A 23961-nucleotide genomic window follows, 5' to 3' on the forward strand; every position below is an offset into this window, starting at 1 on the left:
CTACTCTGGCAAGTGAGCAACCTGTTGTTGTAGTCGACAAATTTCTGGCAGCAACGCAATAAGCAGACCGATCTGTTGTAGAACCAGTGGCGCTTTGCTCTCCGTGCCGGGTTCAAGATGCGATATACGTTGCGCCAGTTCATTTAATGCTTGCTCTACACGCGGCTCATCCGCCGGGCGCTGATGCAGTGCATCATCCACATAGCAGACAGCATCATCCAGCAGATCCAGTATCGCTGGGTTCGTGAGCCGCTCACGGTGCGCGCCCAGTGCAGATATATAGCTGGTGAAGGTGTGATTCAGGCATAACAGCCGGAAAGCCACCTCGCGGATCTCCGCCGTGGCGCGTGGCTCCCGCGTCATATTTGAAACCACCGAGGCCAGTTCGGCATCGCGATTGTGCGCATCCCGCCGGGCAATACGATAAGCCAGGCGGTTATCGCGCCCCTGGTGGTACTGTTCGAGGATCGCATCCAGGTAACGACAGTTGGCATTGACCGCCTGAGCCAGCACCCGCGGTAAGTTGCGAAACCGCCAGTCGGGCCAGATAAAACTCACTGCAGCCCAGGCGATAGCGCAGCCTATCAGGGTATCTATCACTCTTGGCAATGCCACTTCGAACCCTTCACCAAGGAGATTAAAGCAGAGCAAAACCAGCAAGGTTATAAACATGGTGGCATGAGCGTACTGCACATTACGGAAGGCAAAGAACAACACCCCGGTAATAACAATCAGAATCAGCTGTCCTTCCACTGAAGGGACGAAATAGAGGATCGGCAGGCCCAGCGCCACCCCGGCGAGGGTGCCAAGAATACGCAGCGCCAGACGGTGGCGGGTGGCATTGTAGTTAGGTTGGCAAACAAACAGGCTGGTCAACAGGATCCAGTAGCCATGGTGCATCCCGGTAATCTGGATAAAGGCATAACCCACACATAACACCACCGACATCCGCACGGCATGGCGGAACAGCGCCGATTCGGGCGAGAAGTGGCGGCTTAGGCGCAGCCAGATATCACTGAAACCATGCATACTGTCGTCTGCCAGCTGGTTTTCCGCCTCATTGCCGGGCTGCGCCAGGGCCTGTTCGGATTCGATGGAGGCGAGCTGGGCATCAATCGCCCGCAGGTTATTGAGCAGGAAGCCGAGGGCTTTCATCTGCTCGGCCGAGGTACCGCTAGCCTGCACGCGATCGAGCGCCGCATCCAGATGGCTAAAGGCTCGCTCGAAACGGGGATCATGCTGGTAAGGCGTGCGCAATAAAATAGAGCGAGAGAGCTGCTGACAGGCTTGCGACTGCATCGACAGCAGACGCTGAAAACGGAACATGACATCGCTATAACGAAATTTCTCGCGCAGGGCCGAGTATTGAACGTGAGAGGAACTGGCGCGCTCATGAATATCCTGCGCCACAAAATAGTAATGCAGGGTACGGCGGGTGCCACGCTGACCGCGGTCGCCGCGTAAGCGGGTAAGGAGCGAGGCTTTCGTCTGGTTTAGCGTTGTCACCAGTTGGCCATTCGCCAGCGCCACATCGTAAAGGGGAGCCTGGCTTTCATCTTCAATGTCCGGATCGAAAAGCCGTGATTTAAGTTCCAGATAGTGGGCCAGCTGTTCATAGCTGCGCGCCAGGTTGTCCTGCAGCGGGCGAATGGGGAAGATCAGATGACCCGCAAGGGTTAACAAGTTATACCAGATAGCGCCAATGAGCAGCAGCACCGGCTGTTGATACCACTGGTCGTAAAGCGATACGCCCAGCATGGTGTAAATGGCTATCAGCAACGCGCCGAACGCGATAGTGGCATAGCGCTGGCTCAGGCCACCCAGCAAGATAAAGCAGCTTGTCGAGAGCAGTAGTCCTAATGCAAAGAGCCAGGGCCAGGGGAAGAGCAGCTCCACGGAGGCCGAGGCGATAAAAAAGCAGATTAAGGTAATAACCAGGTTACGCAGTCGTCCGGCGAGGCGATCGTCAAGATCGGCCAGGGCGCCAGCAACCACCCCCAGCGTCAGGGGGATGGTCAGCTTTACCTCGCCCAGCCACCAGGGCAGGGCGGTGCTGCCGCAAAGGGCGATGAAGATCCTGACGTTATAAAGCCAGGCGCTGTTCCATGTATAGCGACGTAGCAGTGGGCTGAGCATGCGCGCAGGTAATCCTTATGACTGAAATCGACGACGGGCGCTATTTTCACGGGCGGCACGGGCGACCTCCACCGGGACCACTCTACGTCCGACCGGCCACAGGGCGATAGCGGCAATCTTAAAATTGGCGATACCAACCGGGATACCAATAATAGAAATACACTGAGCAATGCCCGCCGCAATGTGCATCAGGCACAGCCACCAACCGAAAAAGATCAGCCAGAGAATATTCAGCAGCGTACCGCCGGTGTTCATGATTGCGCTCTTCCCGTCCGGGTTTAGCTCATCGACGTGAACGGCTTCGTTACCATAAGGGAAAAGCGACAGACGGGTGATTTCCCAGCATGATCGCGTTAGCGGCAGGGTGAAAATCAGGACGATACTCACCAGGGTTGCCAGCAGCCAGGAGAGGGTGGTGGCAAAACCACCCAACACAAAATTCAAAATATTCAAAACGGTACGCATAATCCCTCAATTCCTTCCGGTTTGTTCACAGCCTGATGATTGTAACGTTTTTTTGCGCTGGAGCACCTTAAAACTGGCAGTTACACTATCAGGCAACTATCACCCCGTGGATCAGGCTGGACATGGAACTGAAAGCAACTTCGTTAGGCAAGCGCCTGGCACAACATCCCTATGACAGGGTTGTCCTGCTCAACGCAGGCGTTAAGGTTTCAGGCGAGAAGCATGAATATCTCATCCCCTTTAACCAACTGTTGGCTATCCACTGTAAGCGCGGTCTGGTCTGGGGTGAGCTGGAGTTCGTGCTACCGGCGGATAAAGTGGTGCGCCTTCATGGTACCGAGTGGGCTGAGACCCAACGTTTTCATCATCATCTGAATGCACTGTGGCAAACGTGGAGTGCTGAGATGAGCGACATCGCGGCGCAGGTCTTACAGCAGGTGCTGGCGGATATCGCAGAGAGCAATGAGCAGAACAGCTGGTTAACCCGCGACAAGACCCTTGGCCTGCAGCAAAAAATCACCCAGGCGCTGACGGCGCTGCCATTACCCGCCTCCCGGCTGGAGGAGTTTGATAACTGCCGTGACGCGTGGCGGCAGTGTCAGGCGTGGCTGAAAGATATTGATCAGAGCCGTCTGCTGCATAACCAGGCGTGGACGGATACCATGCTGACGCGCTACGCCGATTTTTTTGCCGGAATAGAATCTTCGCCCCTCAACCCGGCGCAGGCGCGCGCAGTGGTCAACGGCGAACACTCGCTATTAGTGCTGGCCGGTGCGGGTAGCGGTAAAACGTCAGTACTGGTGGCGCGTGCCGGGTGGTTGCTCACCCGCGGCGAAGCGACAGCAGATCAGATCCTGCTGCTGGCTTTTGGTCGTAAAGCCGCGCAGGAGATGGATGAACGGATCGAAGCGCGTCTGCATACGCAGGAGATCACCGCCAGAACTTTCCACGCGCTGGCGCTGCATATTATTCAGCAGGGCAGTAAAAAAGTGCCGGTCGTCAGTAAGCTTGAAAACGACACCCCCGCCCGACAGGCTCTGTTTATCAAGGCCTGGCAACAGCAGTGCAGCGAGAAAAAAGCGCAGGCAAAAGGCTGGCGGCAGTGGCTTGAAGAGGAGCTTAACTGGACCGTCCCGGAAGGGAGTTTCTGGCAGAACGAGAAGCTGGCTCGCCGTCTGGCGCCGCGCCTGGACCGCTGGGTGAGCCTGATGCGTATGCACGGCGGCGCGCAGAGCGAGATGATTGCCGGTGCGCCGGAGGAGATCCGCGATCTCTTCTCGAAGCGGGTGAAGCTAATGGCGCCTCTGTTAAAAGCCTGGAAAACGGCCCTGAAAGAGGAGAATGCCGTGGACTTCTCGGGGCTTATTCATCAGGCGATTCTCATTCTGGAGAAAGGACGCTTTGTGAGTCCCTGGAAACATATTCTTGTGGACGAGTTTCAGGATATCTCGCCTCAGCGCGCGGCGTTGCTGGCGGCGCTGCGGGGGCAAAACAAACACACCTCGCTCTTTGCGGTCGGCGATGACTGGCAGGCTATCTACCGCTTTAGCGGCGCGCAGTTGTCGCTTACTACTGCCTTCCACCACTATTTTGGTGAGGGGGACCGCTGCGATCTGGATACCACCTATCGCTTCAACAACCGAATCGGTGAGATCGCCAACCGCTTTATACAGCAAAATCCGCATCAGCTGGCGAAGCCGTTAAACAGCCTTGCCGCGGGGGATAAAAAAGCGGTCACCCTGCTGGCTGACGATCAGCTCGACGCGCTGCTGGATAAGCTGAGTGGTTATGCCAAACCGGAGGAGCGGATTCTGCTGCTGGCGCGCTACCATCATCTGAAGCCTGCCACGCTGGAAAAGGCCGCGACCCGCTGGCCGAAATTACAGCTCGACTTTATGACTATCCACGCCAGTAAGGGGCAACAGGCGGATTACGTCATTGTGCTGGGATTGCAGGAGGGAAGTGACGCATTCCCGGCCCCTGCCAGGGAGTCGGTCATGGAGCAAGCGCTGCTGCCCGTTCCGGAAGATTTCCCCGATGCCGAAGAGCGGCGACTATTGTATGTGGCGATAACCCGCGCCCGGCATCGCGTGTGGTTACTCTTCAATAAAGCGCAGCCGTCGTCTTTTGTGGCGGTATTGCGTGACCTGGATGTGCCAGTAGCCAGAAAACCTTGAGATCGTGCCGGGTGGGGGCCACCCGGCAAAGAACTTACTTCAGACGCTCTGCGAGATAACGCTGATAATCTGGAATCAGAATATCAACCTGACGATTAAACTGCGGTGACTCGATAATAAAGTCAGCCGTCGACAGGTTTGTGGCAACCGGGATATTCCACACCGTGGCCAGACGCAGCAGCGCTTTCACGTCCGGATCGTGTGGAACGGCGTTAAGCGGGTCCCAGAAAAAGATCAGTACATCAATCTTGCCTTCCGAAATCAGCGCGCCTACTTGCTGATCGCCGCCCATCGGGCCGCTAAGCAGGGCATTCACGTCAAGACCTGTTTCACGGTTAATCAGATTGCCGGTGGTCCCGGTCGCGGAAAGGGCATGGTGTTGCAGCAGGGGTTTATGGCGCTGCACCCAGTTGAGCAGCATCTGTTTGCAGTGATCGTGGGCGACCAGCGCAATGTGTTTACGTTCCGGGAGTGAGCGGGTAGTCAGTTCCATTATCGGTTTCCATCAATGTAAATGGCTACAGATTACTGGAAGCATCTGACGCTGCAAGAGAAAGGGCAAAAAATTGCGGCTCAGGAGGGGGGTTGTTGCTTCGCCCATTGCATGAAACGGTTGCGGGTCTCCGTATCTGCCTGCGCAAACCAGTATTTTAACCGCTGTTCGGTCAAAGTTTGCGATTGAGGGGGCGGCATATCCAGTTCAGACACGCCCGACAGGAGCGTACTGTCGTCGGCCATCCTGATGGCAAACTGCGGCAGCGAGGCTGTCAGCCCGGCGCTGTTATACCGCTCAGTATCGCTTTCGTAATTGATCCCTTTTGAGGTGGTGGTGATGGCGAGGATATCCAGTTTGACCGGAATCGGCATCGCATCTCCGTCCAGCAGCTCAATGCGCGGCGCGTTATCAAATGACTGAGACTCTTTTTCCGTCTCCAGACGCGGCAAACTAAAGTTGACCTGGCTGATGCGCTGCGTGTTGAAGCTGGCAACCAGCGGTGGGGAGATATAGATCCGCTGCTCATGGCTGGCGAGACGAATGGTTTTTTCAACCCGAAAAACGATCTGATGGGGGCCGTTATCCAGCTCAATGCTATCTGCGCCACGTAACAGCGAGCTGGAGACCCTTTTACCATCCAGCACCAGCAGATCGATATCGGTGGAGAGTCTCAGCGTGGTAGCGGAAGCGCAAACCGGCATCATCAATACCATCATCAGTGTGGCAATGCCGGTTTTCATAACAGGCTCCTGGGTATCCGATACGTCGCGGAATAATGTATCTAAATTTTTCGGTGATCATGTTTACTAACATATAGACATAGTTGCGCCGTTTGCCCTCATACGAACGTATGGGTTAGATGGTTGCCTGCTCAGCTTTGGCTTACACTCACAAAAAGCCAGGAGGAAAAGATGAAAGAGAACGATATCGTTAACATTTTGACATCGACCCGCACCATTGCGCTGGTGGGGGCAAGCGATAAGCCCGAGCGTCCAAGCTACCGGGTCATGAAGTATCTGCTCGATCAGGGTTACCATGTGATCCCTGTCTCCCCCAAAGTCGCCGGTAAAACGCTATTAGGCCAGCAGGGCTACGGGACTCTGGCCGAGGTGCCAGAAAAAATCGATATGGTCGATGTGTTCCGCAATTCAGAAGCGGCCTGGGGCGTCGCGCAGGAGGCTATCGCCGTGGGGGCGAAAACACTGTGGCTGCAGTTGGGCGTCATTAACGAACAGGCGGCCGTGCTGGCGCGTGAGGCGGGGCTGAACGTGGTCATGGATCGTTGCCCGGCTATCGAAATACCCCGTCTGGGAATGGCAAAATAATAAAAAAACCCGGTCAGCCCTGGCTACCGGGTTTTTTTTAGTTCCGTAAACGTGGCGCCTGCAACTGTTTACGGATGGTCTGCGCCAGTTCGTCCAGTGTCGGCTGTTCAGGGTGTTCATCCTGTGCTTCGCCACTCAACTGGGCTTCGGCAAGATAGGTATGCACCGGCTGGCCATCGTCATCTTCCATTACCACGTGGTACCAGGGTGCGGCGCGGAGATCTGCGTTAACCGCCAGCTCATCGGCGGACGGTTCATCGAGTGAGTATTCCGGGTCGATATCAACTACCACGCCCAGATACCCTAACAGAGAGTGGCGGACCTGCTGGCCGATACCGAATTTGCTGGCAATCATAGTCACCTCCCGGGAAACGTTACTTACACTATAAGTGTGGGCAACATTCCACTTTTCAAGTTACATGACGCGACAGGCAAATCCTTTCAGATAAAGCCCTTCAGGATAGGTTGCGATCACCGGGTGATCGGCCGCCTGACGGAACTGCTCTATAAATTGTACATCACGACCAGCATCTACAGCGGCATCGGCCACAATTTTCTGGAACAATTCGTTTGTCATCAGGCCAGAGCAGGAGAAGGTCAGGAGCACACCGCCTGGGTTAAGCAATTGTATCGCCAGCATATTGATGTCTTTATAACCGCGGCAGGCACCCATCAGCTGATTTTTGTTTTCCACAAATTTCGGCGGATCCATCACGATAACGTCGAATTTCTCGCCCTGATCGCGATATTTACGCAGCAGCTTAAACACATCATCGCGCACAAACTCAGCTTTACTCAGATCCAGCTTGTTGAGTTCAACGTTTTGTTTCGCCACGTCCAGAGCCTCCTGAGAGGTATCCACGCTCACCACGCTGGCACAGCCGCCCATCAGCGCAGAAACCGCAAAGCCGCCCGTGTAAGAGAAGCAGTTAAGGACGCGTTTGTCTTTTACATACTGGCGGGTCGCCAGACGACTGTCACGCTGATCGAGGTAATAGCCTGTTTTATGTCCGCCCTGGATGTCCACCAGCAGCTTCATGCCGTGCTCTTGAATCGGCAGCAGCGCAGGTGGCAGTTCGCCGGTGACCGGGCCCTGGGTCAACTCCATGCCCTCTTTTTTGCGCACCGCCACGTCGCTGCGGTCATAAATCGCGCATTCCGGATAGAGGCCTTGCAGGGCGCTGATCAACGCCGCGCGTTGATACTCCGCCCCCGCGCTCAGCAGCTGCAGAACCAGGAAGTTGCCAAAGCGGTCGATCGTCACGCCCGGCATGCCGTCGGACTCCCCGGCAATCAGACGATAGCTGTCTAGCCCGTCACGCTGTGCCAGCCAGTCTCGCCACTGCTGCGCCTGCTGCAAGCGGCGGGTAAAGAAGGCGATATCGACAGTTTCCTGAGGATCAAAGGTCCAGACGCGCGCACGGATCTGTGACGCGGGCGAGTATGCGCCGCGGGCTAACCATTTCCCCTGATGGTCAACGATATCGATGGTTTCACCGAGGCTGGCTTTTCCTTCCATTCGGGCAACGGCACCGGAAAAGACCCAGGGATGACGACGCAGTAATGACTTCTCGCGCCCTTTGGCTAACACTAAACGTACACTCATAATTGGCTATTCTGTCGATTCAATGAAATGGCCGCCATTTTCCCGAGTTCAGGGGGGAAATGCAACGCGCCACGAGGATAAGGAGAACGATGATGTCAAATATCTGCACGATCGCATGGGTCCACGGCACGGTTCAGGGGGTGGGCTTTCGTTACAGCACCCAGCGAGAAGCGACGCAGCTTGGGTTGACCGGCTACGCGCGAAACATGGATGACGGCAGCGTTGAGGTTGTGGCTTGTGGTGATGCAGCACAGGTGGAAAAGCTCATCGCCTGGCTGAAGGCAGGGGGGCCGCGCAGTGCTCGGGTTGAAAAGGTCTTATCAGAACCGCATCAACCCGGCCGGGAATATACCAACTTTGGTATTCGCTATTAAATACACTTCACCGGTTTAGGCAGGCCGGCGATCTTGGTCGCCTGTTTCGCCGGGCCTTTCGGGAACAGACGATAGAGATAGCGGCTGTTGCCTTTCTCTTCGCCAAACTTTTTAGCCATCGCCTTCACCAGCATACGAATCGCAGGGGAGGTATTAAATTCCAGATAGAAATCACGCACGAAACGCACCACTTCCCAGTGTTCAGGCGACAAAGTGATGGCCTCTTTTTCGGCAATCACTTCCGCCAGCGCTTCGCTCCACTGGCTGCTCTCTTTCAGATAACCGTCGTTATCGGTCTCGATCTCTTTACCGTCAAAGCTCAACATAGTTCATCACACGTCAGTCAAAAACCGCTGCAGTGTAGCAAAAAACAGAGCCCCGCATAAGCGGGGCCCGGGGATACAGCACAGTGAGGGGGTTAATCGCGGCTGGCGAAGCCCAGGATACTCAGCAGGCTGACGAAGATGTTGTACAGCGACACATACAGGCTCACGGTGGCGCGGATGTAGTTAGTCTCGCCGCCGTGAATGATGTTGCTGGTCTCATACAGAATAGCGCCAGAGGAGATCAGGATAAACACGGCGCTGATCGCCAGGTGCAGAGCCGGCAGCTGCAGGAAGATGTTTGCTACCATACCCACCAGCACAATCACAATACCTGCCATCAGCATACCGCCGAGGAAGGACATGTCTTTACGGGTGGTCAGCACATAGGCCGAGCAGCTGAAGAAGACCAGGGCCGTACCGCCCAGCGCCATACCTATCACGTCACCCATACCTGCTGACAGGTAAGTATTCAGGATCGGCCCGAGGATATACCCCAGGAAGCCGGTAAAGGCGAAGGCAGATAAAATACCAACAGGTTTATCTGCGGTTTTATAAGTCAGGAACATCAGGCCATACATGCCCACCAGCGTCAGAATCAGCCCTGGAGAAGGCAGCATCAGCACGGTGCTGGCAGTCGCGGTGAGGGCCGAAAACGCCAGCGTCAGGCTCAGCATGAAATAGGTATTACGCAGCACTTTATGGGTGCTAAGCAGCGACGCGCGGTCGCGGGAAGAAGTAATTATACGATCCATGAGTCACTCTCTTATGACAGATGTAATTAACGGGAAGAATAGAGAACGACGCAGCCGTAACAAAGTGATTTTACCCATCTTTACTCAGTTCTTCAGGGCTTTACCCAGCATGATCTCTCCTAAAAGGCTTTTACCGCAGAAGGAAAAATGGTTTCAGCAGATTATCGAGATCAAGATCTTATAGGTCTCTGAAATATATTGCTTTATTTTAGTTACCCAGCTAAGAGTTAAATCCGCATCGTCAAAAAACAGACAATAAGGCGAAGGAAATGAAACCACAACCACGCACTATCTTTACACTCTCTTTGCTGACGGCAGGCATCCTGTGCGCTAGCGCAACGGCGTTTGCGGCCAGCGTGCCGGCAGGAACGCAGCTTGCAGAGAAGCAGGAACTGGTCAGGAATAATGGCAATGAACCGGCCTCGCTCGACCCACATAAAGTCGAAAGCGATGTCGAATTCAATATTATCAGCGATATATTCGACGGGTTGGTGAGTGTCTCTCCGCAGGGTGAGATTCAGCCGCGCCTGGCGGAAAAATGGGAAAACAAAGACAATACCGTCTGGACCTTCCATCTGCGTCCGGGCATTACCTGGAGCGACGGCACACCGATTACCGCGCAGGATGTGGTCTGGAGCTGGCAGCGGCTGGTCGATCCGAAAACCGTCTCTCCTTACGCCAGCTATCCGGGCAGTATGCATATCATGAATGCCGCCGAGATTGCCGAAGGCAAACAGCCCACGGATAAGCTGGGCGTGAAGGCGATTAATGACACCACGCTCGAAGTAACACTCACCCAGCCGAATGCGGCCTTCCTTGCGATGCTGGCGCACCCGTCTATGGTGCCGATCGATAAAGTCCTGGTGAGTCGTTTTGGCGAGAAGTGGACCAAGCCCGAGCACATCGTCTCCAGTGGAGCTTACAAGCTGTCGCAGTGGGTGGTAAACGAACGCATCATTGCCGAGCGCAATCCGCGTTACTGGGATAACGCCCACACCGTGATTAACAAAGTGACCTATCTGCCAATCACCTCTGAAGCGTCTGACGTTAACCGCTACCGGGCAGGAGAGATCGATATTGTCTATACGGTGCCTATCAATCAGTTTGCCCAGTTGAAAAAAACGCTGGGCAGCGAGTTGGACGTCTCCCCGCAGCTTGCCACTTACTATTACCAGTTCAATACCACCCGCGCGCCATTTAACGATGTCCGCGTGCGTAAGGCGCTGAATTTGGCGCTCGATAAAGAGATCATCGCCGATAAAGTGTTGGGGCAAGGGCAGCGACAGGCATGGTTGATCAGCCAGCCAGATATCGGCGGCGTCACGCTGAAGAACCCGGACTACGCCAGCTGGCCGATGGATAAACGCATCGCGGAGGCGAAAAAGCTGCTTAACGAAGCCGGCTTTAACGAAAGCCACCCGCTGAGCTTCAACCTGCTTTACAACACCTCTGAGTCGCACCAGCGCATCGCCATTGCTGCAAGCTCAATGTGGAAGAAAAATCTCGGCGTGGAAGCAAAGCTGCAAAATCAGGAGTGGAAAACCATGCTGGATACCATGCACACCCATACGTTTGATGCGGTGCGCTACGCCTGGATTGCGGATTATGACGATGCCGCCACCTTCCTGAATAACTACCGCACCGGTGACAGCCAGAACACCAGCCAGTACAGCAACCCGGACTATGACCAGGCGCTGGTTAACGCCGCGAAGGCCAAAACCCCGGCGGAGCGCGGTAAGTTTTATCAGCAGGCCGAAGATCTGCTGGCGCGCGATGTTCCTGCTATTCCGGTCTATCACTATGTGCGTACGCACATAGTGAAACCCTGGGTGGGCGGTTTTACGCCAGATAAGCTGGGCTACTACTACACCAAAGATATGTACATCAAAAAGCATTAAGGCTTAAAACGTGAGATTTTGTGCTGATAAAACGGTCAGTGCGTTGTTATTTCAACCGATTGACTGCGATTTGGCTGTTTTTCAGGCAAACGAACACAATGGTGCTTTACAGGGCGTACTGAGGTGTTTATAGTGCGCCTCATTGGAAGCGTGGCCGAGCGGTTGAAGGCACCGGTCTTGAAAACCGGCGACCCGAAAGGGTTCTAGAGTTCGAATCTCTACGCTTCCGCCAAATACGAAGAACCCCGTGATAGCGATATCACGGGGTTTTTTCTTTTATGCTTCTCCAGCACGCTGCAAATCACCAAGGGTATCGATATCCCTGACAATTCCCTCATCCTCCAGCATTAGATCTGACACAGCCCCCTGACGACGTGCAGTCTGCACAATAGACCTCGCACCAGCCTCGCCGCGTAACGCGCGCAAGGCGGCATAATAGCGACGGTCAAAGCCCACCGGATGCCCGGGCTGATAACAGTAGTGCGGTACGACGAGAGAGGTGTGCGTCAGGGCGTGGGCAACGGCCCTTAGCGTGTCGGGTTGGATAAAGGGCAAATCGGCCGGCAAGATCAGCCAGCCGGAGGCCTCCGGTGTAGCCATCACGCCCAGCGCAATTGACTCGCCCATCCCGGCGGTTCCTCCCTTGGGCCTCACCAGATGCCACTCAAGCCGCGAAGCCGTAACGGCGGCCAGGGTATGGTCCAGCACCCTTTGCCCGTTAAGCCTCGCCTCCAGTTTATGGCTCAGCCCGCCGGAGGCCAGAAAGCGTTCGCCGCGCCCGGCCGCCAGCACAATCACCACCGGGGCGGCCACTAACTTGCCGCTCCGGCCTGCCGCGTGGCGGCGATATCCGCCAGCACGGAGAGGGCCAGCGTGCTGGCATCCCGCGCCCGGGGAAAGAGGCCGATGGGGGCCTTAATCCTGGCGATATCCTCTTGATGCCAGCCCAGCGCGAGCAAGGTTTCGCTGCGCTGCGAATGGGTACGCTGGCTGCCCAGCGCGCCGATATAAAAGGGGCGAGCGCGCAGAGCGGCCTGCAATACTGGCAACTCTCGGTGGAGATCATGCCAGAGCAGCACCACGGCGGTATCCGCATCGATAAGGGGGTCTGAAGCGTCCGTAAAACCGGTTACCTCATAGCCTGCCGCCTGGGCCAGCGCGGCGGTCGCTTGCGCCTCGACCGACTGACCCTGCAGGACCAACTGCACGCGGGGCCGATAGCCGCGTTCAAACCCGCCGCTGCGCCAGCCCGTCGTGACAACGCCCTCTATCGCACTGAGTTGCTGTGTGGCGGGGTAATAATGCAAACCGGCCGGGGTACGTCTTTCCAGGCTGTTAAGGACCGCCAGCAGCGGGCGAGCTGAACGCAGCCGGTGAAGGGTGAGGGTGATGCCGCCTCCGCAGGGTAAGACAATGTCAAACCAGGGCGAACCTTTGCCATACCGTATCTGGCGATCCTGACCTTTGGCCAGGAGATCCAGCGCCTCGAAGGCCACAGCCGACTCCACGCAGCCGCCGGAAACGAAGCCACAATAGTGGCCATCGTCGCGCACGCACATCTGCGACCCCAGCGCGCGGGCTGCGCCGCCCTCGATATCCGTCAGGGTCACCAGCACGGCCTCTTTTCCGGCGGTGAGCGCCTCGACGGCAAAGCGCAGCACGGCGATGCTGTCATCGGTGACAAAGGCGCGGGAAGGGGAGGGAAGCGGCGCGTTGGAGGCAATGTTATTGAGCATCATGCCTCCCTTACACCGCATCCGGCAGGGCATCGATAAGCTTATCGAGGGTGATCGGGTAATCACGCACCCGCACGCCGGTGGCGTTGTAGATAGCGTTGGCAATCGCCGCGCTCACCCCGCACAGCCCAAGCTCGCCGACCCCTTTGGCCTTCATGGGGGAGGAGATGGGATCGGTATCCTCAAGGAAAATGACCTCCTGCTCCGGAATATCGGCGTGAACCGGCACTTCGTAGGCCGCCATATCATGGTTGACGAAGTAACCCAGCCGCGTATCTACCGCCAGCTCCTCCATCAGCGCCGCGCCCAGCCCCATGGTCATCGCCCCGATCACCTGGCTGCGCGCGGTGATTGGATTGAGGATCCGCCCGGCGGCGCAAACGGCCAGCATCCGGCGCACCCGCACTTCACCGGTAGCGCTGTCCACACCCACCTCGACGAAGTGTCCGGCAAAGGTGGACTGCTGATACTCCTTATCCAGGTCGCCAAACTCGATGCTGTCCTCGGCGGTCAGCACACCCGATTTTGCCGCCTCAACCAGCGGCGCGCTGCGCCCCTGAGCGGATATCGTCTCGTCGGCAAATTCAGCTGTTGCCGGGTCGAAACCCAGCTGCTCGGCAATGGCTTCCCGCAGCTTCACGCAGGCGGCGTACACGCCTGCGGTAGAGGTATTCGCCCCCCACTGGCCGCCCGATCCGGCAGAGACCGGGAAGCGTGAGTCACCCAACCGTACGTCGACCTTCTCCAGCGGCAGGCCCAGCATTTCGGCGGCGGTCTGCGCAATGATGGTATAGCTCCCGGTACCGATATCGGTCATGTCCGTCTCGACCGTCACGCTGCCATCAGCGTTGAGATGGACCCGCGCGCCGGATGTTGCCACCAGGTTGTTACGAAAGCCTGCCGCCATTCCCATACCTACCAGCCAGCGCCCATCGCGCACCTGGCCGGGCTGCGCGTGCCGTTTCTGCCAGCCAAAGCGTTCCGCCCCCGTCTGCAAGCATTCGACAAGCTGGCGACGAGAGAAGCGGCGCTCGGGGTTAGCCGGGTCGACCTGGGTATCATTCAGAATACGAAACGCAACCGGATCCACGCCCGCCTTGTCGGCAATTTCGTCGATAGCGATCTCAAGAGCCATCAGGCCGGGGGCCTCGCCCGGCGCGCGCATGGCATTGCCCTCAGGCAGATCAAGCGTGGCCAGCCGCAGGCCAGTATGGCGGTTTGCGCCAGCGTAAAGCAGCTCGGTTTGCTGGACTGCCGTTTCCGGCGTGCCGCCGGGAAGATTGCCCGACCAGCTATCATGCGCGATGGCGACAATCTTTCCTTCGGTGTCGGTACCGATACGGATGTGCTGGAGGGTGGCCGGACGATGGGTCGTGTTATTGGGGACCGTCGGCCTCGGCAGCATCACCTTGACCGGGCGCTTCACCGCCCGCGCCCCCAGCGCCGCCAGCAGGGCATCGCTGCGTAAAAAGAGTTTGCCGCCGAAGCCGCCGCCAATATACGGCGAAACGATGCGCACGTTCTCCGGCGGGATCTTCAGGGTCAGGGCCAGATCGGTACGGCACCAGTCAATCATCTGGTTTGAGGTCCAGACCGTAACGTTGTCGCCCTCCCAGACGGCCATAGAGGCATGGGGCTCCATCGCCATATGGCTCTGGTCCGGAGTGGTGTAGATCGCATCGAGCTTCACCGCCGCCGAAGCAAAGGCGGCAGTCACGTCCCCGACGTTTTTGTCGGGGGTATCCTCCGGCGGCTCGGTGACGGAAGCTTTTTCCGCCGCCAGATCGTAGGCGCCCTGCGCTCGTTTACAGGTCACCTTGACCAGCGCTGCGGCCGCACGGGCCTGCTCGAAGGTCTCTGCCACCACCAGCGCAACCGCCTGATGGTAGTGCTCGATTTCAGGGCCGCCTAACAGGGTGGCGGTATTTTTCTCTCCCTTGCCAAGCGGTCCGGCGTTATCGGCGGTAATCACTGCCAGCACGCCGGGGGCCGCTTCCGCCGCCTTTGTGTCAATGGCGCTAATGCGCCCTTTGGCGATGGGGGCGCCGACGACGTGGCCGTAAGCAGCATTGGGGGCGATATCATGCCATTCGTACGCATAGTGCGCGCTGCCCGTGGTTTTACGGGGGCCGTCGATACGCGTATGGGGTTGGCCGACAACCCGAAGCGTGTCGATAGGGTTAGTGGTGGCGGGTTTGTCGAATTTCATGCGTGAGCCCTCGCTTCAGACAACACGGAGGCGAGCGTGCGCTTCGCCAGGGTGAGTTTAAAGGCGTTTTCAGGCGTGGGATGGGCATCCGCAAACAGCCTGTCATACACCGCCTGCGCCCCGTCCGGAAGGCGGGCATCTGCTTCATCCAGCCGCCACGGCTTATGGGCTACGCCGCCCAGGGCCACGCGGCCCGTGCCGTCAGGCTGAACGATGGCCGCCACCGACACCAGCGCAAAGGCATAGGAGGCGCGATCGCGCACTTTGCGGTAGATATGCGTTCCCCCTGGTGGCGGAGGCAGCGTGACGGCAACGATCATCTCTCCCGGCGTCAGGACGGTTTCCAGATGTGGCGTGGTGCCCGGGGCGCGCCACAGTTCATCGACGGGAAAGGTCCGTGTCTTGCCGTCCGGATCGACCGTTTCGACTTTGGCGTCCAGTACGCGCATGGCGACCGCCATATCGCTGGGATGCGTGGCGATGCAGGCGTCACTTGCGCCCACCACCGCCAGCTGGCGGCTATAGCCCTCGCGCGCCGCGCAGCCGCTGCCGGGCAGACGCTTATTACAGGGTTGGTTGGTATCATAAAAATAGGGGCAGCGGGTTCGCTGCAGCAGATTACCGGCGGTGGTGGCCTGATTACGTAGCTGGCCGGACGCCCCGGCAAGTAGCGCCCGCGACAAGACCGCGTAATCTTTGCGCACCCGGGCATCGGCGGCCAGATCGGTATTACGCACCAGCGCCCCGATACGCAGACCGCCGTCGTCGGTGGCTTCAATGCTATCCAGTCCGAGGTGGTTAATGTCGATCAGGTGGACGGGGGTTTCGATCTCCAGCTTCATCAAATCCAGCAGATTGGTCCCGCCGGCAATGAATTTTGCCCCCTCGTGGCGTTGGGCGCTCTGTGCGGCCTCGGCCGGGGTCTTTACGCGCTCATAGGTAAAGGCTCTCATGATTTCAGCTCCCCGGCGGCCTCTTCGATGGCGGCAAGAATGTTGGAATAGGCGCCGCAGCGGCAGATATTGCCACTCATGCGCTCGCGCAGCTCGTCAGGGGTCATTTCCGGCGGCGAGACCAGATCGAGAGTCACGTGGCTCGGGATCCCGGCTTCGATCTCTTTCAATACCGCGACCGAAGAGCAGATCTGCCCCGGAGTGCAGTAACCGCACTGGTAGCCGTCGTGTTTAATAAAGGCGGCCTGCATGGGGTGCAGCGCCTCAGGGGTACCCAGCCCTTCAATGGTGGTGATATCGGCATCCTGGTGCATCACCGCCAGCGTCAGGCAGGCATTCAGACGGCGGCCATCCACCATCACGGTGCAGGCGCCACACTGACCGTGGTCGCACCCTTTTTTGCTGCCGGTCAGCTGCAGATTCTCACGCAGGGCATCCAGTAAGGTGGTACGGGTATCGACCTCCAGGGTTCGCGGTTCCCCGTTAACCGTAAAAGAGAGGGGAAGACGTTCAGCGGGGGGCGTGGCCGCAGGGCGCTCGTCACCAAACGCCATACCCGGCGCAACGGCGGCGGTGGCGGCGGTGCCCGCGCTGACTTTCAACAGGGTACGACGCGTCAGGCTAAAATCCTGCTCGCCTTCGTCAGGGGTATTGCCATGGTTGCTCATGCCAGGCCTCCGGTATCAAATGAGAAAAGTTATTCCTGAAACGCTTTTTTAAGCTTCAAGCATAGTCCCTGCTGTCGGCAGGATTATTCCTAATTCGTTTGTCGGGAGGCTGGCGCAGGCAGGCTAGTCCATGAGATAGCGGATAACGGTGACGCCCTCTTCTTGCCGTACGCGGGATTTTACCCGCCAGGTCTGTTCAATTTGCTCCGGGGTGAATACCGTTGCGGGCTCGCCGCTTGCCACGACCCGCCCGCCTTTAAGCAGCACCAGCCGCTGGCAGAATCGGGCCGCCAGGTTGAGGTCATGCAGCGCGACGACCACCGTCAGCGGCAGGCTGGCAATCAGGCGCATTAGCTCCAGCTGATGCTGAATGTCGAGATGGTTTGTCGGCTCATCCAGCAGCAGTACCTGCGGTTGCTGAGCCAGGGCGCGGGCGATTTGGCAGCGCTGGCGCTCGCCACCGGACAGATGACGCCACTGCCGATCGCGCAGCGAGGTGAGCTGCATCAGGCGCAGCGCCTCTGCCACAGCCTGCTCATCTTCGGCGTGCCAGCCCTGTAACAGCCGGCGATGCGGGGTACGTCCCAGGGCGACAATCTGCCCGACGCTAAGATCCCCATCCACCTCGGCATGCTGCGTAACAAACGCCATCTGACGGGCACGCTGCTTGAGGGGGAGGGCATCAAGGGCAATCCCATTCAGGCGTACCTGCTGCGCACCGGCGGGCAGCAGCCCGGCCAGACAGCGGAGCAGGGTCGACTTCCCCGAACCGTTTGGCCCCAGCAGGCCAACACGCTGCCCGGCGCTCACCTCCAGATCGATACCATGGAGTACGGTTTTTGATTGCAACTGCACCTGCAGTCCCTTCGCTGAGATATTCATCTTTTTCTCTCCCGGCTGCGCCACAGTATCAGGACAAACGCGGGGGCCCCCACCAGCGCGGTGACCACGCCGATCGGCAGCACCTGGTGGGCGATCAACGTCCGGGAAACCATATCCGCGAGGATCATAAAATGGCTGCCAATAAGAAAGGTTAAAGGAATGGATCGCTGATGGCCCGGGCCGCTCACCATGCGCGAGATATGTGGGATCACGAGGCCGACAAAGCCCACGGCGCCGATGGTGCTGACCATCACGGCGGTGATCAGCGCGCAGGTTAGCAATAACACCACGCGTACCCAGGTGACCGGGACCCCAAGGGTGGTAGAGACTTCATCGCCGAAAGTAAAGGTATCCAGCGCCCGGGAGAAAGCCACGATTATGAGCAACCCCGCCAGCGTAACCGCCAGCGCCAGTACAGCATCGGGCCAGCGCACCCCGCTCAGGCTCCCCAGCAGCCAGAACATGACGCTGCGTGACTGCTCGGCGTTGGCCGAGGTGCTTACCACATAGGCTGTCAGCGCGTTAAACAGCTGGGTACCGGCAATGCCCGCCAGCAAAATGCGCGGCGGACTGTCGGTCATGCCGCGCGTAATGACCATGATCAGCCCAAAAGCGCCGCAGGCGCCGAGAAAGGCACCGCTGCTGACGCCCAGCGTGGTACCGCCGATGCCCAGCAACATCACGCATACTGCCCCCAGCGACGCCCCGGCGGAGATGCCCAGCAGATAGGGCTCCGCCAGCGGGTTGCGTAGAATCGACTGCAAGACCAGCCCGCACAGGGCCAGCCCGCCGCCGCTGCACGCCGCCATCAGCGCCCGGCTCATGCGATACTCCCAGACAATACCCGCCTCTACCTGGGGAAGGTCGAAGGCGGTCAACCCTAACCCGTTAAGAATGGCCTGACCTGCCGTGATAAAGGAGACCGCCATCTCCCCCTCAGTGGCGGCGAGCACCAGCATCAAGGGTAGCGCCAGCACGCCTGCCGCCAACAGCATGCGGTATCGCCAGCGCGGAGGTGAGACGGGCAGACGCATGGCCAGAGTGCTCATGGCTGCGCCTGGAAGGTAGCCAGCTGTTGACCGATCAGCTCGACCGCATCCACGTTGCGCAAAGACGGATTTAAGGACATGGCCGGCACCACGATGATGTGGTTATTTTTGACCGCGGGAATATGTTGGGTAACCGGATCGCTGCGTAAAAAGGCCTTTTTCACCGCGACGTCATCGGCGGGATAGAGCCGCCGCGCCATCTCAGCTATGACGATAATATCCGGCTGCGCCTGGGCAATACGCTCCCAGGTGACGGCAGGCCACTCGTCGTGCGAGTCAATAACATTGTTCAGCCCAAGGGTCTGGCCGATCCAGCCCGGCGCGCCAAAATTGCCCGCGACCCAGGGATCGCCGTTCAGGCGGCTACTGGAGAACCAGAACAGCACCTTCAGCGGCGTTTTCCGCTTACTGGCGGCCTGCTTTTGCGCCTTTTCGATGCGTTGCGTCAACGCCTTGATCAGTCTGTCGCCCTGCTGGGGGACGGCGAATAGCGTAGCCAGCTCGCGGATTTCGCGTTCAATTTCCGCAATGGAGAAGGGGGTGCTGCGCGCGCCATCCCCGTTCGAGCTGTCGGTGACGCGCTTGCCAATGCAATCCGCAGGGGAGATCCAGGTGTTGATCCCGAGCGCGGCGAACTGGTCGCGGGTGCCCACTTCGCCCTGGGGTCCGATATGCCAGTGATACTGGGCCAGTACCAGCTCGGGTTTTTGCGCGACCACCGCCTCAAAGGAGGGGGCGTTATCGGCCAGCTTTTTCAGCCCTTTGCCCTGGGGGGCAAGCGTATCCGGTAAGGGGCCAAACCATACCGAGGTAGCGGCAATTTTCTTCTCCAGACCCAGCGCCAGTAGCAGCTCGGTTTCATGTTGCCCCACGGTCACAACGCGTTCTGGTGGGTGAGTAAACGTGTGTTTGACGCCGCAATTCTCCAGCGTCAGCGGAAAGGGGCCAGCCGCAAAAGCCTGGGCGGTGAACAGGAGCCATGCAGATGCAGCCAGGGAAAGTAAATGTTTAACGGACACGTGCCAGACCTCAAAAATGTTATGTTATAACATAATACATGTAGTGAGGCGGGGTTCAACCCCTGAACAGAGCAAAGCGTCGATCGGCGGTAGGAAGGGAAGTATGAAGACGCAACGGGCGCAGCGTCCGACTGCGCCCGTGAAGGTTACTGCGTGGCGTGCTTTTGCAAGCCGTCGAGCAACGCCTGATGGAAGCGCACCGGGTCCTGCATCTGCGGTGCATGGCCCATATCGTCAAACTCTACCAGAGTGGCATGGGGGATCCGCTTCGCCGTCTCTTTCCCGAGCACCGCGTAATTCCCCAACTGCTGGCGAATTTCAGGCGGGGCGAGATCCTTGCCGATGGCGGTATTGTCTTTGGTGCCGATCATCAACAGCACCGGCATCTTCAGTTCACTGAACTCATACATCACCGGTTGGGTGTAGATCATGTCGTAGAGCAGGGCGGAGTTCCACGCCACGCGCGCTTTACCAGGGCCATTATTCAACCCGGCCAGCATCGTAACCCAGCGCTCGTACTCCGGCTTCCACTCCCCGGCGTAATAGGTATTCTTCTCGTACTGACGAATGCCCTCGGCGCTGGTTTTCAGCTCACGCTGGTTCCACTCATCAACGGTGATATGCGGTACGCCGCGCGCTTTCCAGTCTTCCAGCCCTATTGGGTTCACCATCACCAGCTGCTCGACCTGCTGCGGCCACATCAGCGCGTAGCGGGTGGCGAGCATGCCGCCGGTGGAGTGGCCGATAACCGTCACCTTATCAACACCCAACTGCTTCAGAAGGGCGTGGGTATTATCTGCCAGCTGCTGAAACGTATACTGATACTGTTCCGGCTTGGTGGATTTGCAAAAACCGATCTGATCCGGGGCGATGACCCGATAGCCGCTGGCGCTCAGGGCTTTGATGGTGGCCTCCCAGGTACCGGCACAGAAGTTTTTACCGTGCATCAGCACCACGGTGCGGCCATTCGCGTTCTCGGGTTTGACATCCAGATAAGCCATATCCAGACGCTGTTTCTGCGAGGTAAACGTAAAGTGCTGAACCGGCCACGCGTAGTCAAAGCCTTCCAGTTTCTCCCCGTAAGCCGGGGCATCGGCCGCCAGTGCCGGAGTGGAAAGGGCAACGAAAAGCGCAAGGCAGGATAATCGTCGTGCGGTCATGCAGGCTCTCCCATAGCAAAGAGTGAAAGTGAACAACAATGACACACTGTAGAGCACCAGACGGAACGGGGGTGTAAAGCGGGGTAAAGATGGCCGGGGCTGCGGTAATTTCCGCAGCCCGCTGGAAGGTTATTCCCAGTTATCCAGTACGCGCTGGCGTACTGCTTCAGGGTAACCCTGGTCAAAGGAGGCATGCAGATGACGTTTCTCCTGCAGGGTATCAAAGACCACTTTCGCCCCTTTGCCTGCGATGTACTCCGCTTCGTCATAGCATTGAGGCAGGCGTATCACTCGCTGGTCATCAAAGACCACGCGGCGGCCCACCGGGTGCACGCGGGTCGACAGCACCCATACCACTTCTCGCAGGTTGGTCGGATCGAAATCGTCATCCACCACGTACACTTTCGGGATAAAGACCATCGCATCGGTTTTAAATAGCACCTCGCCAATGCGGCGGCTTAACGCTTCGCTACTGACGCCCGGCAGCCGTTCGCGCCAGTTTTGCGGCACCACCACCAGCAGCCAGTGCACGGTAGAATCCTCCGGGATCCAGGCGGTTGTAATCGGCAGATTTGCCTCGCGCAGCGAGGTCAGCGCATCGGCGGCCAGGCCCATCGCCCAGAGGGTATGTGATTCGTCGGTAGGACGCCCTGTTATCGACATGGGCCAGATAGGATCGTCCCGGTGGGTAATGGTCTCTACGTGGAAGGTAGGCTGCGCGGACGAGCCTTCTCCCAGATAGCCGCCGTACTCCCCATATGGCCCCTCCTGGCAATCCCGCTCGATGGAGACATGCCCCTCGATAACAATTTCGGCCGTGGCGGGAACGTCCAGATCGATGCCGATTGCCCTTACCACCGGCACTGGCGCTCCCGCCAGCGTACCGATGTAGTCCGCTTCATCCGCATGTGCCGGAATGGGAATACCGGACACGCACGAAATCGCTGGCGCAGGGCCCTGCACCAGCGCATAGGGCATTGGCTGACCCAATTTCACCCATTCGCCCCAGATCTGGCCAATATGCTGGCTTGGCACGATCAGCCCCACCATACGTTTGCCGTCCACCTTCATTACCCGGGCGATAGACCAGTTCACCCATTTACCGTCTGGGGTTTTGACAATCAGCGTGCCCCAGGTGTTGGCATAACGGCCACCGTCTTTATCATGGGCAAACGGGATAGGGAAACGATCGAGGCTGGCGTCGTCGCCGCGCAAAATGTTCTGATGGCAAAGGGCATCGGCAGATCCCACGCGTACCGGCGGTATGCCGGGCTGACTGCGCGCGGCGGATAACGCTTCGATAATTTGCGGGCCAGTGGACTCGGGTGCCAGCCCCAGGGACATCGCCACACGGGCATAGGGCATGTCGCTGCGGGAGGAGAGGCTGGCCGGGGCGCCAAACAGACGAAAACCGGGCGCTACGTCGGCAACCTTATGAAATAGCGGGGCAGGGGACTGACGTTCATAGCTGCGACGCGTGATGGCGCTCGGCTCAAAATCACCGTCAACTTCCCGGCGGACGTGCATGATATCGCCCATCTCATCCAGGGCATCAATAAAGCTTCTTAAATCATCGTAATATTTCATCTGACTTTCCTTAAGTCCTGGGACGCGGTTCGCCCCAACGTTGCGTTAATGCGTTATCCAGCCCGAACTGATCGAGGATGCGCGACGCGCAGTGGTTAATGATGTCGTCGGTGCTTTGCGGGTTGTTGTAAAAAGCGGGCATGGGCGGCAACATCATGGCGCCCGCACGGGTCAGGGCGAGCATGTTCTCCAGATGGATAGCGTTGAGCGGCGACTCACGCGGCACCAGCACCAGCTTGCGCTGCTCTTTTAAGGTGACGTCGGCGGCGCGGGCAATTAAACCATCACCGTAGCCACAGCGAATGGCGGCGAGGGTTTTCATGCTACAGGGCACGACGATCATCCCATCCACCCGAAACGAACCGCTGGAGATGGCCGCCGCCTGGTCATGTTCGCTGTAACTCTTTGAGGCGAGGGCCAGAACCTCCTGTACACTGTAGGGCGTTTCCAGTTGGAGGGTTGCGCGTGCCCATTTCGAGATGACCAGATGCGTCTCGACGCCCAGCTCTTTGAGCGCGACTAGCACGCGCACACCAATGGCGGCGCCGGTTGCGCCCGTCATGCCAACAACAATTTTCATGGGGTTTATAAGAACCTTTATGATATAGTTTGAACTTAAACTGTTTGTGTTCGAACTATATGGATATCGATTCAGGGAGTCAAGACAGCCAATGTCAAATCATCGCGACTTAATTCATGCCGCGCCGCTGTGGCCGCACGGTGATAGCTCACTTATGCACCTGATGCGCCGGGCGGGGCAGCACGCCACGCTCTGCTGGAGTCAGTGCGTGGACACGGGATTATCTGCCGTCCAGTACGCCATTCTGGTGGTGCTGGCCGAGGAGACCTCTTGCGATCAGCAAACGCTGGGCAGCCGGGCGGGCTTTGATAAAGCCACCGGCACCTATGTGATTGATCGTATGAGTAAAAGTGGATTACTGACGGTGCAGACCGATCCCGACAACCGCAGGCGCAAGCTGGTCTCGATGAGTGCTGAAGGCGAGGCAATGCTGGCGAAGATGATTACGCAGGCAAAACAGGCTGAAAACGAGATTACTGAAGGAATGAGTGCGCAGGATATTGCCGATCTGAAGCGACTGCTGAGCAAGATTGGTGGCCTGCAGGCGCCCTGAAAGGGCGTCC

At 58.1% G+C, this 23961-nt stretch carries 24 protein-coding genes and 1 tRNA gene; 6 read left to right on the forward strand and 19 right to left on the reverse strand.

What is annotated here, in order from left to right:
* Entirely contained in the window at positions 1 to 2136 is a 2136-nt protein-coding gene (gene yccS / locus B3B59_RS01465; protein WP_286807949.1) for a YccS family putative transporter, read from the reverse strand.
* Between the two features lie 15 nt (positions 2137 to 2151).
* A complete protein-coding gene (locus tag B3B59_RS01470; RefSeq protein ID WP_040076281.1) occupies positions 2152 to 2601 on the reverse strand; it encodes a YccF domain-containing protein in 450 nt (149 codons plus the stop codon).
* Positions 2602 to 2723: 122 nt separating this feature from the next.
* On the opposite strand from B3B59_RS01470, the gene helD reads away from it, so the two are divergent.
* Positions 2724 to 4778 carry a DNA helicase IV gene (gene helD, locus B3B59_RS01475; protein ID WP_286807951.1) on the forward strand — a complete coding sequence of 685 codons (2055 nt, stop codon included), beginning with the start codon at positions 2724 to 2726 and terminating at the stop codon, positions 4776 to 4778.
* A 34-nt stretch (positions 4779 to 4812) separates the two neighbouring features.
* On the opposite strand, the gene mgsA is transcribed toward helD, so the two are convergent.
* Together mgsA and csgI are read right to left on the reverse strand one after the other, a co-directional pair.
* A complete protein-coding gene (gene mgsA, locus B3B59_RS01480) occupies positions 4813 to 5271 on the reverse strand; it encodes a methylglyoxal synthase (protein WP_040076279.1) in 459 nt (152 codons plus the stop codon).
* Positions 5272 to 5351: 80 nt separating this feature from the next.
* Entirely contained in the window at positions 5352 to 6014 is a 663-nt protein-coding gene (gene csgI, locus B3B59_RS01485) for a curli synthesis inhibitor (protein ID WP_040076278.1), read from the reverse strand.
* A 171-nt stretch (positions 6015 to 6185) separates the two neighbouring features.
* On the opposite strand from csgI, the gene B3B59_RS01490 reads away from it, so the two are divergent.
* Positions 6186 to 6599, forward strand: a complete 414-nt coding sequence (locus tag B3B59_RS01490; protein WP_040076277.1) for a CoA-binding protein — start codon at positions 6186 to 6188, stop codon at positions 6597 to 6599.
* Between the two features lie 37 nt (positions 6600 to 6636).
* On the opposite strand, the gene hspQ is transcribed toward B3B59_RS01490, so the two are convergent.
* Together hspQ and rlmI are read right to left on the reverse strand one after the other, a co-directional pair.
* On the reverse strand, positions 6637 to 6954 hold the full coding sequence (hspQ, locus tag B3B59_RS01495; RefSeq protein ID WP_040076275.1) for a heat shock protein HspQ: 318 nt from the start codon (positions 6952 to 6954) through the stop codon (positions 6637 to 6639).
* A gap of 60 nt (positions 6955 to 7014) precedes the next feature.
* Entirely contained in the window at positions 7015 to 8205 is a 1191-nt protein-coding gene (gene rlmI, locus B3B59_RS01500) for a 23S rRNA (cytosine(1962)-C(5))-methyltransferase RlmI (protein ID WP_233803883.1), read from the reverse strand.
* Positions 8206 to 8297: 92 nt separating this feature from the next.
* Here rlmI and yccX point away from each other — a divergent pair, with 92 nt between their 5' ends.
* A complete protein-coding gene (yccX, locus tag B3B59_RS01505; RefSeq protein WP_172657829.1) occupies positions 8298 to 8579 on the forward strand; it encodes an acylphosphatase in 282 nt (93 codons plus the stop codon).
* Here yccX and tusE read toward each other — a convergent pair.
* Both tusE and yccA read right to left on the reverse strand, forming a co-directional pair.
* Positions 8576 to 8905: a sulfurtransferase TusE gene (gene tusE / locus B3B59_RS01510; protein ID WP_040076271.1), complete on the reverse strand. Its 330-nt coding sequence runs from the start codon at positions 8903 to 8905 to the stop codon at positions 8576 to 8578. The genes yccX and tusE overlap by 4 nt on opposite strands.
* A 92-nt stretch (positions 8906 to 8997) precedes the next feature.
* The gene (gene yccA, locus B3B59_RS01515; RefSeq protein ID WP_286807954.1) at positions 8998 to 9657 is read right to left on the reverse strand and encodes an FtsH protease modulator YccA; all 660 of its coding nucleotides are present in this window, start codon (positions 9655 to 9657) and stop codon (positions 8998 to 9000) included.
* 269 nt (positions 9658 to 9926) lie between these two features.
* Between yccA and B3B59_RS01520 the strand changes: the two genes are divergently transcribed.
* Positions 9927 to 11555: an ABC transporter substrate-binding protein gene (locus tag B3B59_RS01520; RefSeq protein ID WP_286807955.1), complete on the forward strand. Its 1629-nt coding sequence runs from the start codon at positions 9927 to 9929 to the stop codon at positions 11553 to 11555.
* Between the two features lie 144 nt (positions 11556 to 11699).
* Positions 11700 to 11787: transfer RNA gene (locus tag B3B59_RS01525), tRNA-Ser, on the forward strand.
* Between the two features lie 44 nt (positions 11788 to 11831).
* Here B3B59_RS01525 and B3B59_RS01530 read toward each other — a convergent pair.
* The 11 genes from B3B59_RS01530 to B3B59_RS01580 all read right to left on the reverse strand — a co-directional run bounded on the left by B3B59_RS01530 (position 11832) and on the right by B3B59_RS01580 (position 23398).
* On the reverse strand, positions 11832 to 12368 hold the full coding sequence (locus tag B3B59_RS01530; protein ID WP_286807956.1) for a nucleotidyltransferase family protein: 537 nt from the start codon (positions 12366 to 12368) through the stop codon (positions 11832 to 11834).
* Positions 12368 to 13294, reverse strand: a complete 927-nt coding sequence (locus B3B59_RS01535; protein WP_286807957.1) for an XdhC family protein — start codon at positions 13292 to 13294, stop codon at positions 12368 to 12370. Before B3B59_RS01535 ends, B3B59_RS01530 begins: the two co-directional genes overlap by 1 nt.
* Positions 13295 to 13301: 7 nt before the next feature.
* Positions 13302 to 15500, reverse strand: a complete 2199-nt coding sequence (paoC, locus tag B3B59_RS01540) for an aldehyde oxidoreductase molybdenum-binding subunit PaoC (RefSeq protein ID WP_286807958.1) — start codon at positions 15498 to 15500, stop codon at positions 13302 to 13304.
* The gene (locus B3B59_RS01545) at positions 15497 to 16453 is read right to left on the reverse strand and encodes an FAD binding domain-containing protein (RefSeq protein ID WP_207293424.1); all 957 of its coding nucleotides are present in this window, start codon (positions 16451 to 16453) and stop codon (positions 15497 to 15499) included. The genes paoC and B3B59_RS01545 overlap by 4 nt, the downstream gene beginning before the upstream one ends.
* Positions 16450 to 17121 carry an aldehyde dehydrogenase iron-sulfur subunit PaoA gene (paoA, locus tag B3B59_RS01550; protein ID WP_040076262.1) on the reverse strand — a complete coding sequence of 224 codons (672 nt, stop codon included), beginning with the start codon at positions 17119 to 17121 and terminating at the stop codon, positions 16450 to 16452. The genes B3B59_RS01545 and paoA overlap by 4 nt, the downstream gene beginning before the upstream one ends.
* A gap of 123 nt (positions 17122 to 17244) precedes the next feature.
* On the reverse strand, positions 17245 to 18003 hold the full coding sequence (locus tag B3B59_RS01555; protein WP_286807959.1) for an ABC transporter ATP-binding protein: 759 nt from the start codon (positions 18001 to 18003) through the stop codon (positions 17245 to 17247).
* Positions 18000 to 19052, reverse strand: a complete 1053-nt coding sequence (locus tag B3B59_RS01560; RefSeq protein ID WP_286807960.1) for a FecCD family ABC transporter permease — start codon at positions 19050 to 19052, stop codon at positions 18000 to 18002. Before B3B59_RS01560 ends, B3B59_RS01555 begins: the two co-directional genes overlap by 4 nt.
* Positions 19049 to 20071 (reverse strand): ABC transporter substrate-binding protein, encoded by a 1023-nt coding sequence (locus B3B59_RS01565; RefSeq protein WP_286807961.1) that lies wholly within the window; start codon positions 20069 to 20071, stop codon positions 19049 to 19051. The genes B3B59_RS01560 and B3B59_RS01565 overlap by 4 nt, the downstream gene beginning before the upstream one ends.
* 146 nt (positions 20072 to 20217) lie before the next feature.
* On the reverse strand, positions 20218 to 21231 hold the full coding sequence (locus B3B59_RS01570; protein WP_286807963.1) for an alpha/beta fold hydrolase: 1014 nt from the start codon (positions 21229 to 21231) through the stop codon (positions 20218 to 20220).
* Positions 21232 to 21360: 129 nt separating this feature from the next.
* Positions 21361 to 22818 carry a UbiD family decarboxylase gene (locus tag B3B59_RS01575; protein WP_286807964.1) on the reverse strand — a complete coding sequence of 486 codons (1458 nt, stop codon included), beginning with the start codon at positions 22816 to 22818 and terminating at the stop codon, positions 21361 to 21363.
* Between the two features lie 10 nt (positions 22819 to 22828).
* A complete protein-coding gene (locus B3B59_RS01580; protein WP_286807966.1) occupies positions 22829 to 23398 on the reverse strand; it encodes a UbiX family flavin prenyltransferase in 570 nt (189 codons plus the stop codon).
* A 91-nt stretch (positions 23399 to 23489) separates the two neighbouring features.
* Between B3B59_RS01580 and B3B59_RS01585 the strand changes: the two genes are divergently transcribed.
* Positions 23490 to 23951, forward strand: coding sequence for a MarR family winged helix-turn-helix transcriptional regulator (locus B3B59_RS01585; protein WP_046886653.1), 462 nt, complete (start codon positions 23490 to 23492; stop codon positions 23949 to 23951).
* Positions 23952 to 23961: the final 10 nt, after the last annotated feature.

It is taken from the genome of Leclercia sp. UBA2479 (assembly GCF_002341985.1).
Taxonomy (GTDB): Bacteria; Pseudomonadota; Gammaproteobacteria; order Enterobacterales; family Enterobacteriaceae; genus Enterobacter; species Enterobacter pneumoniae.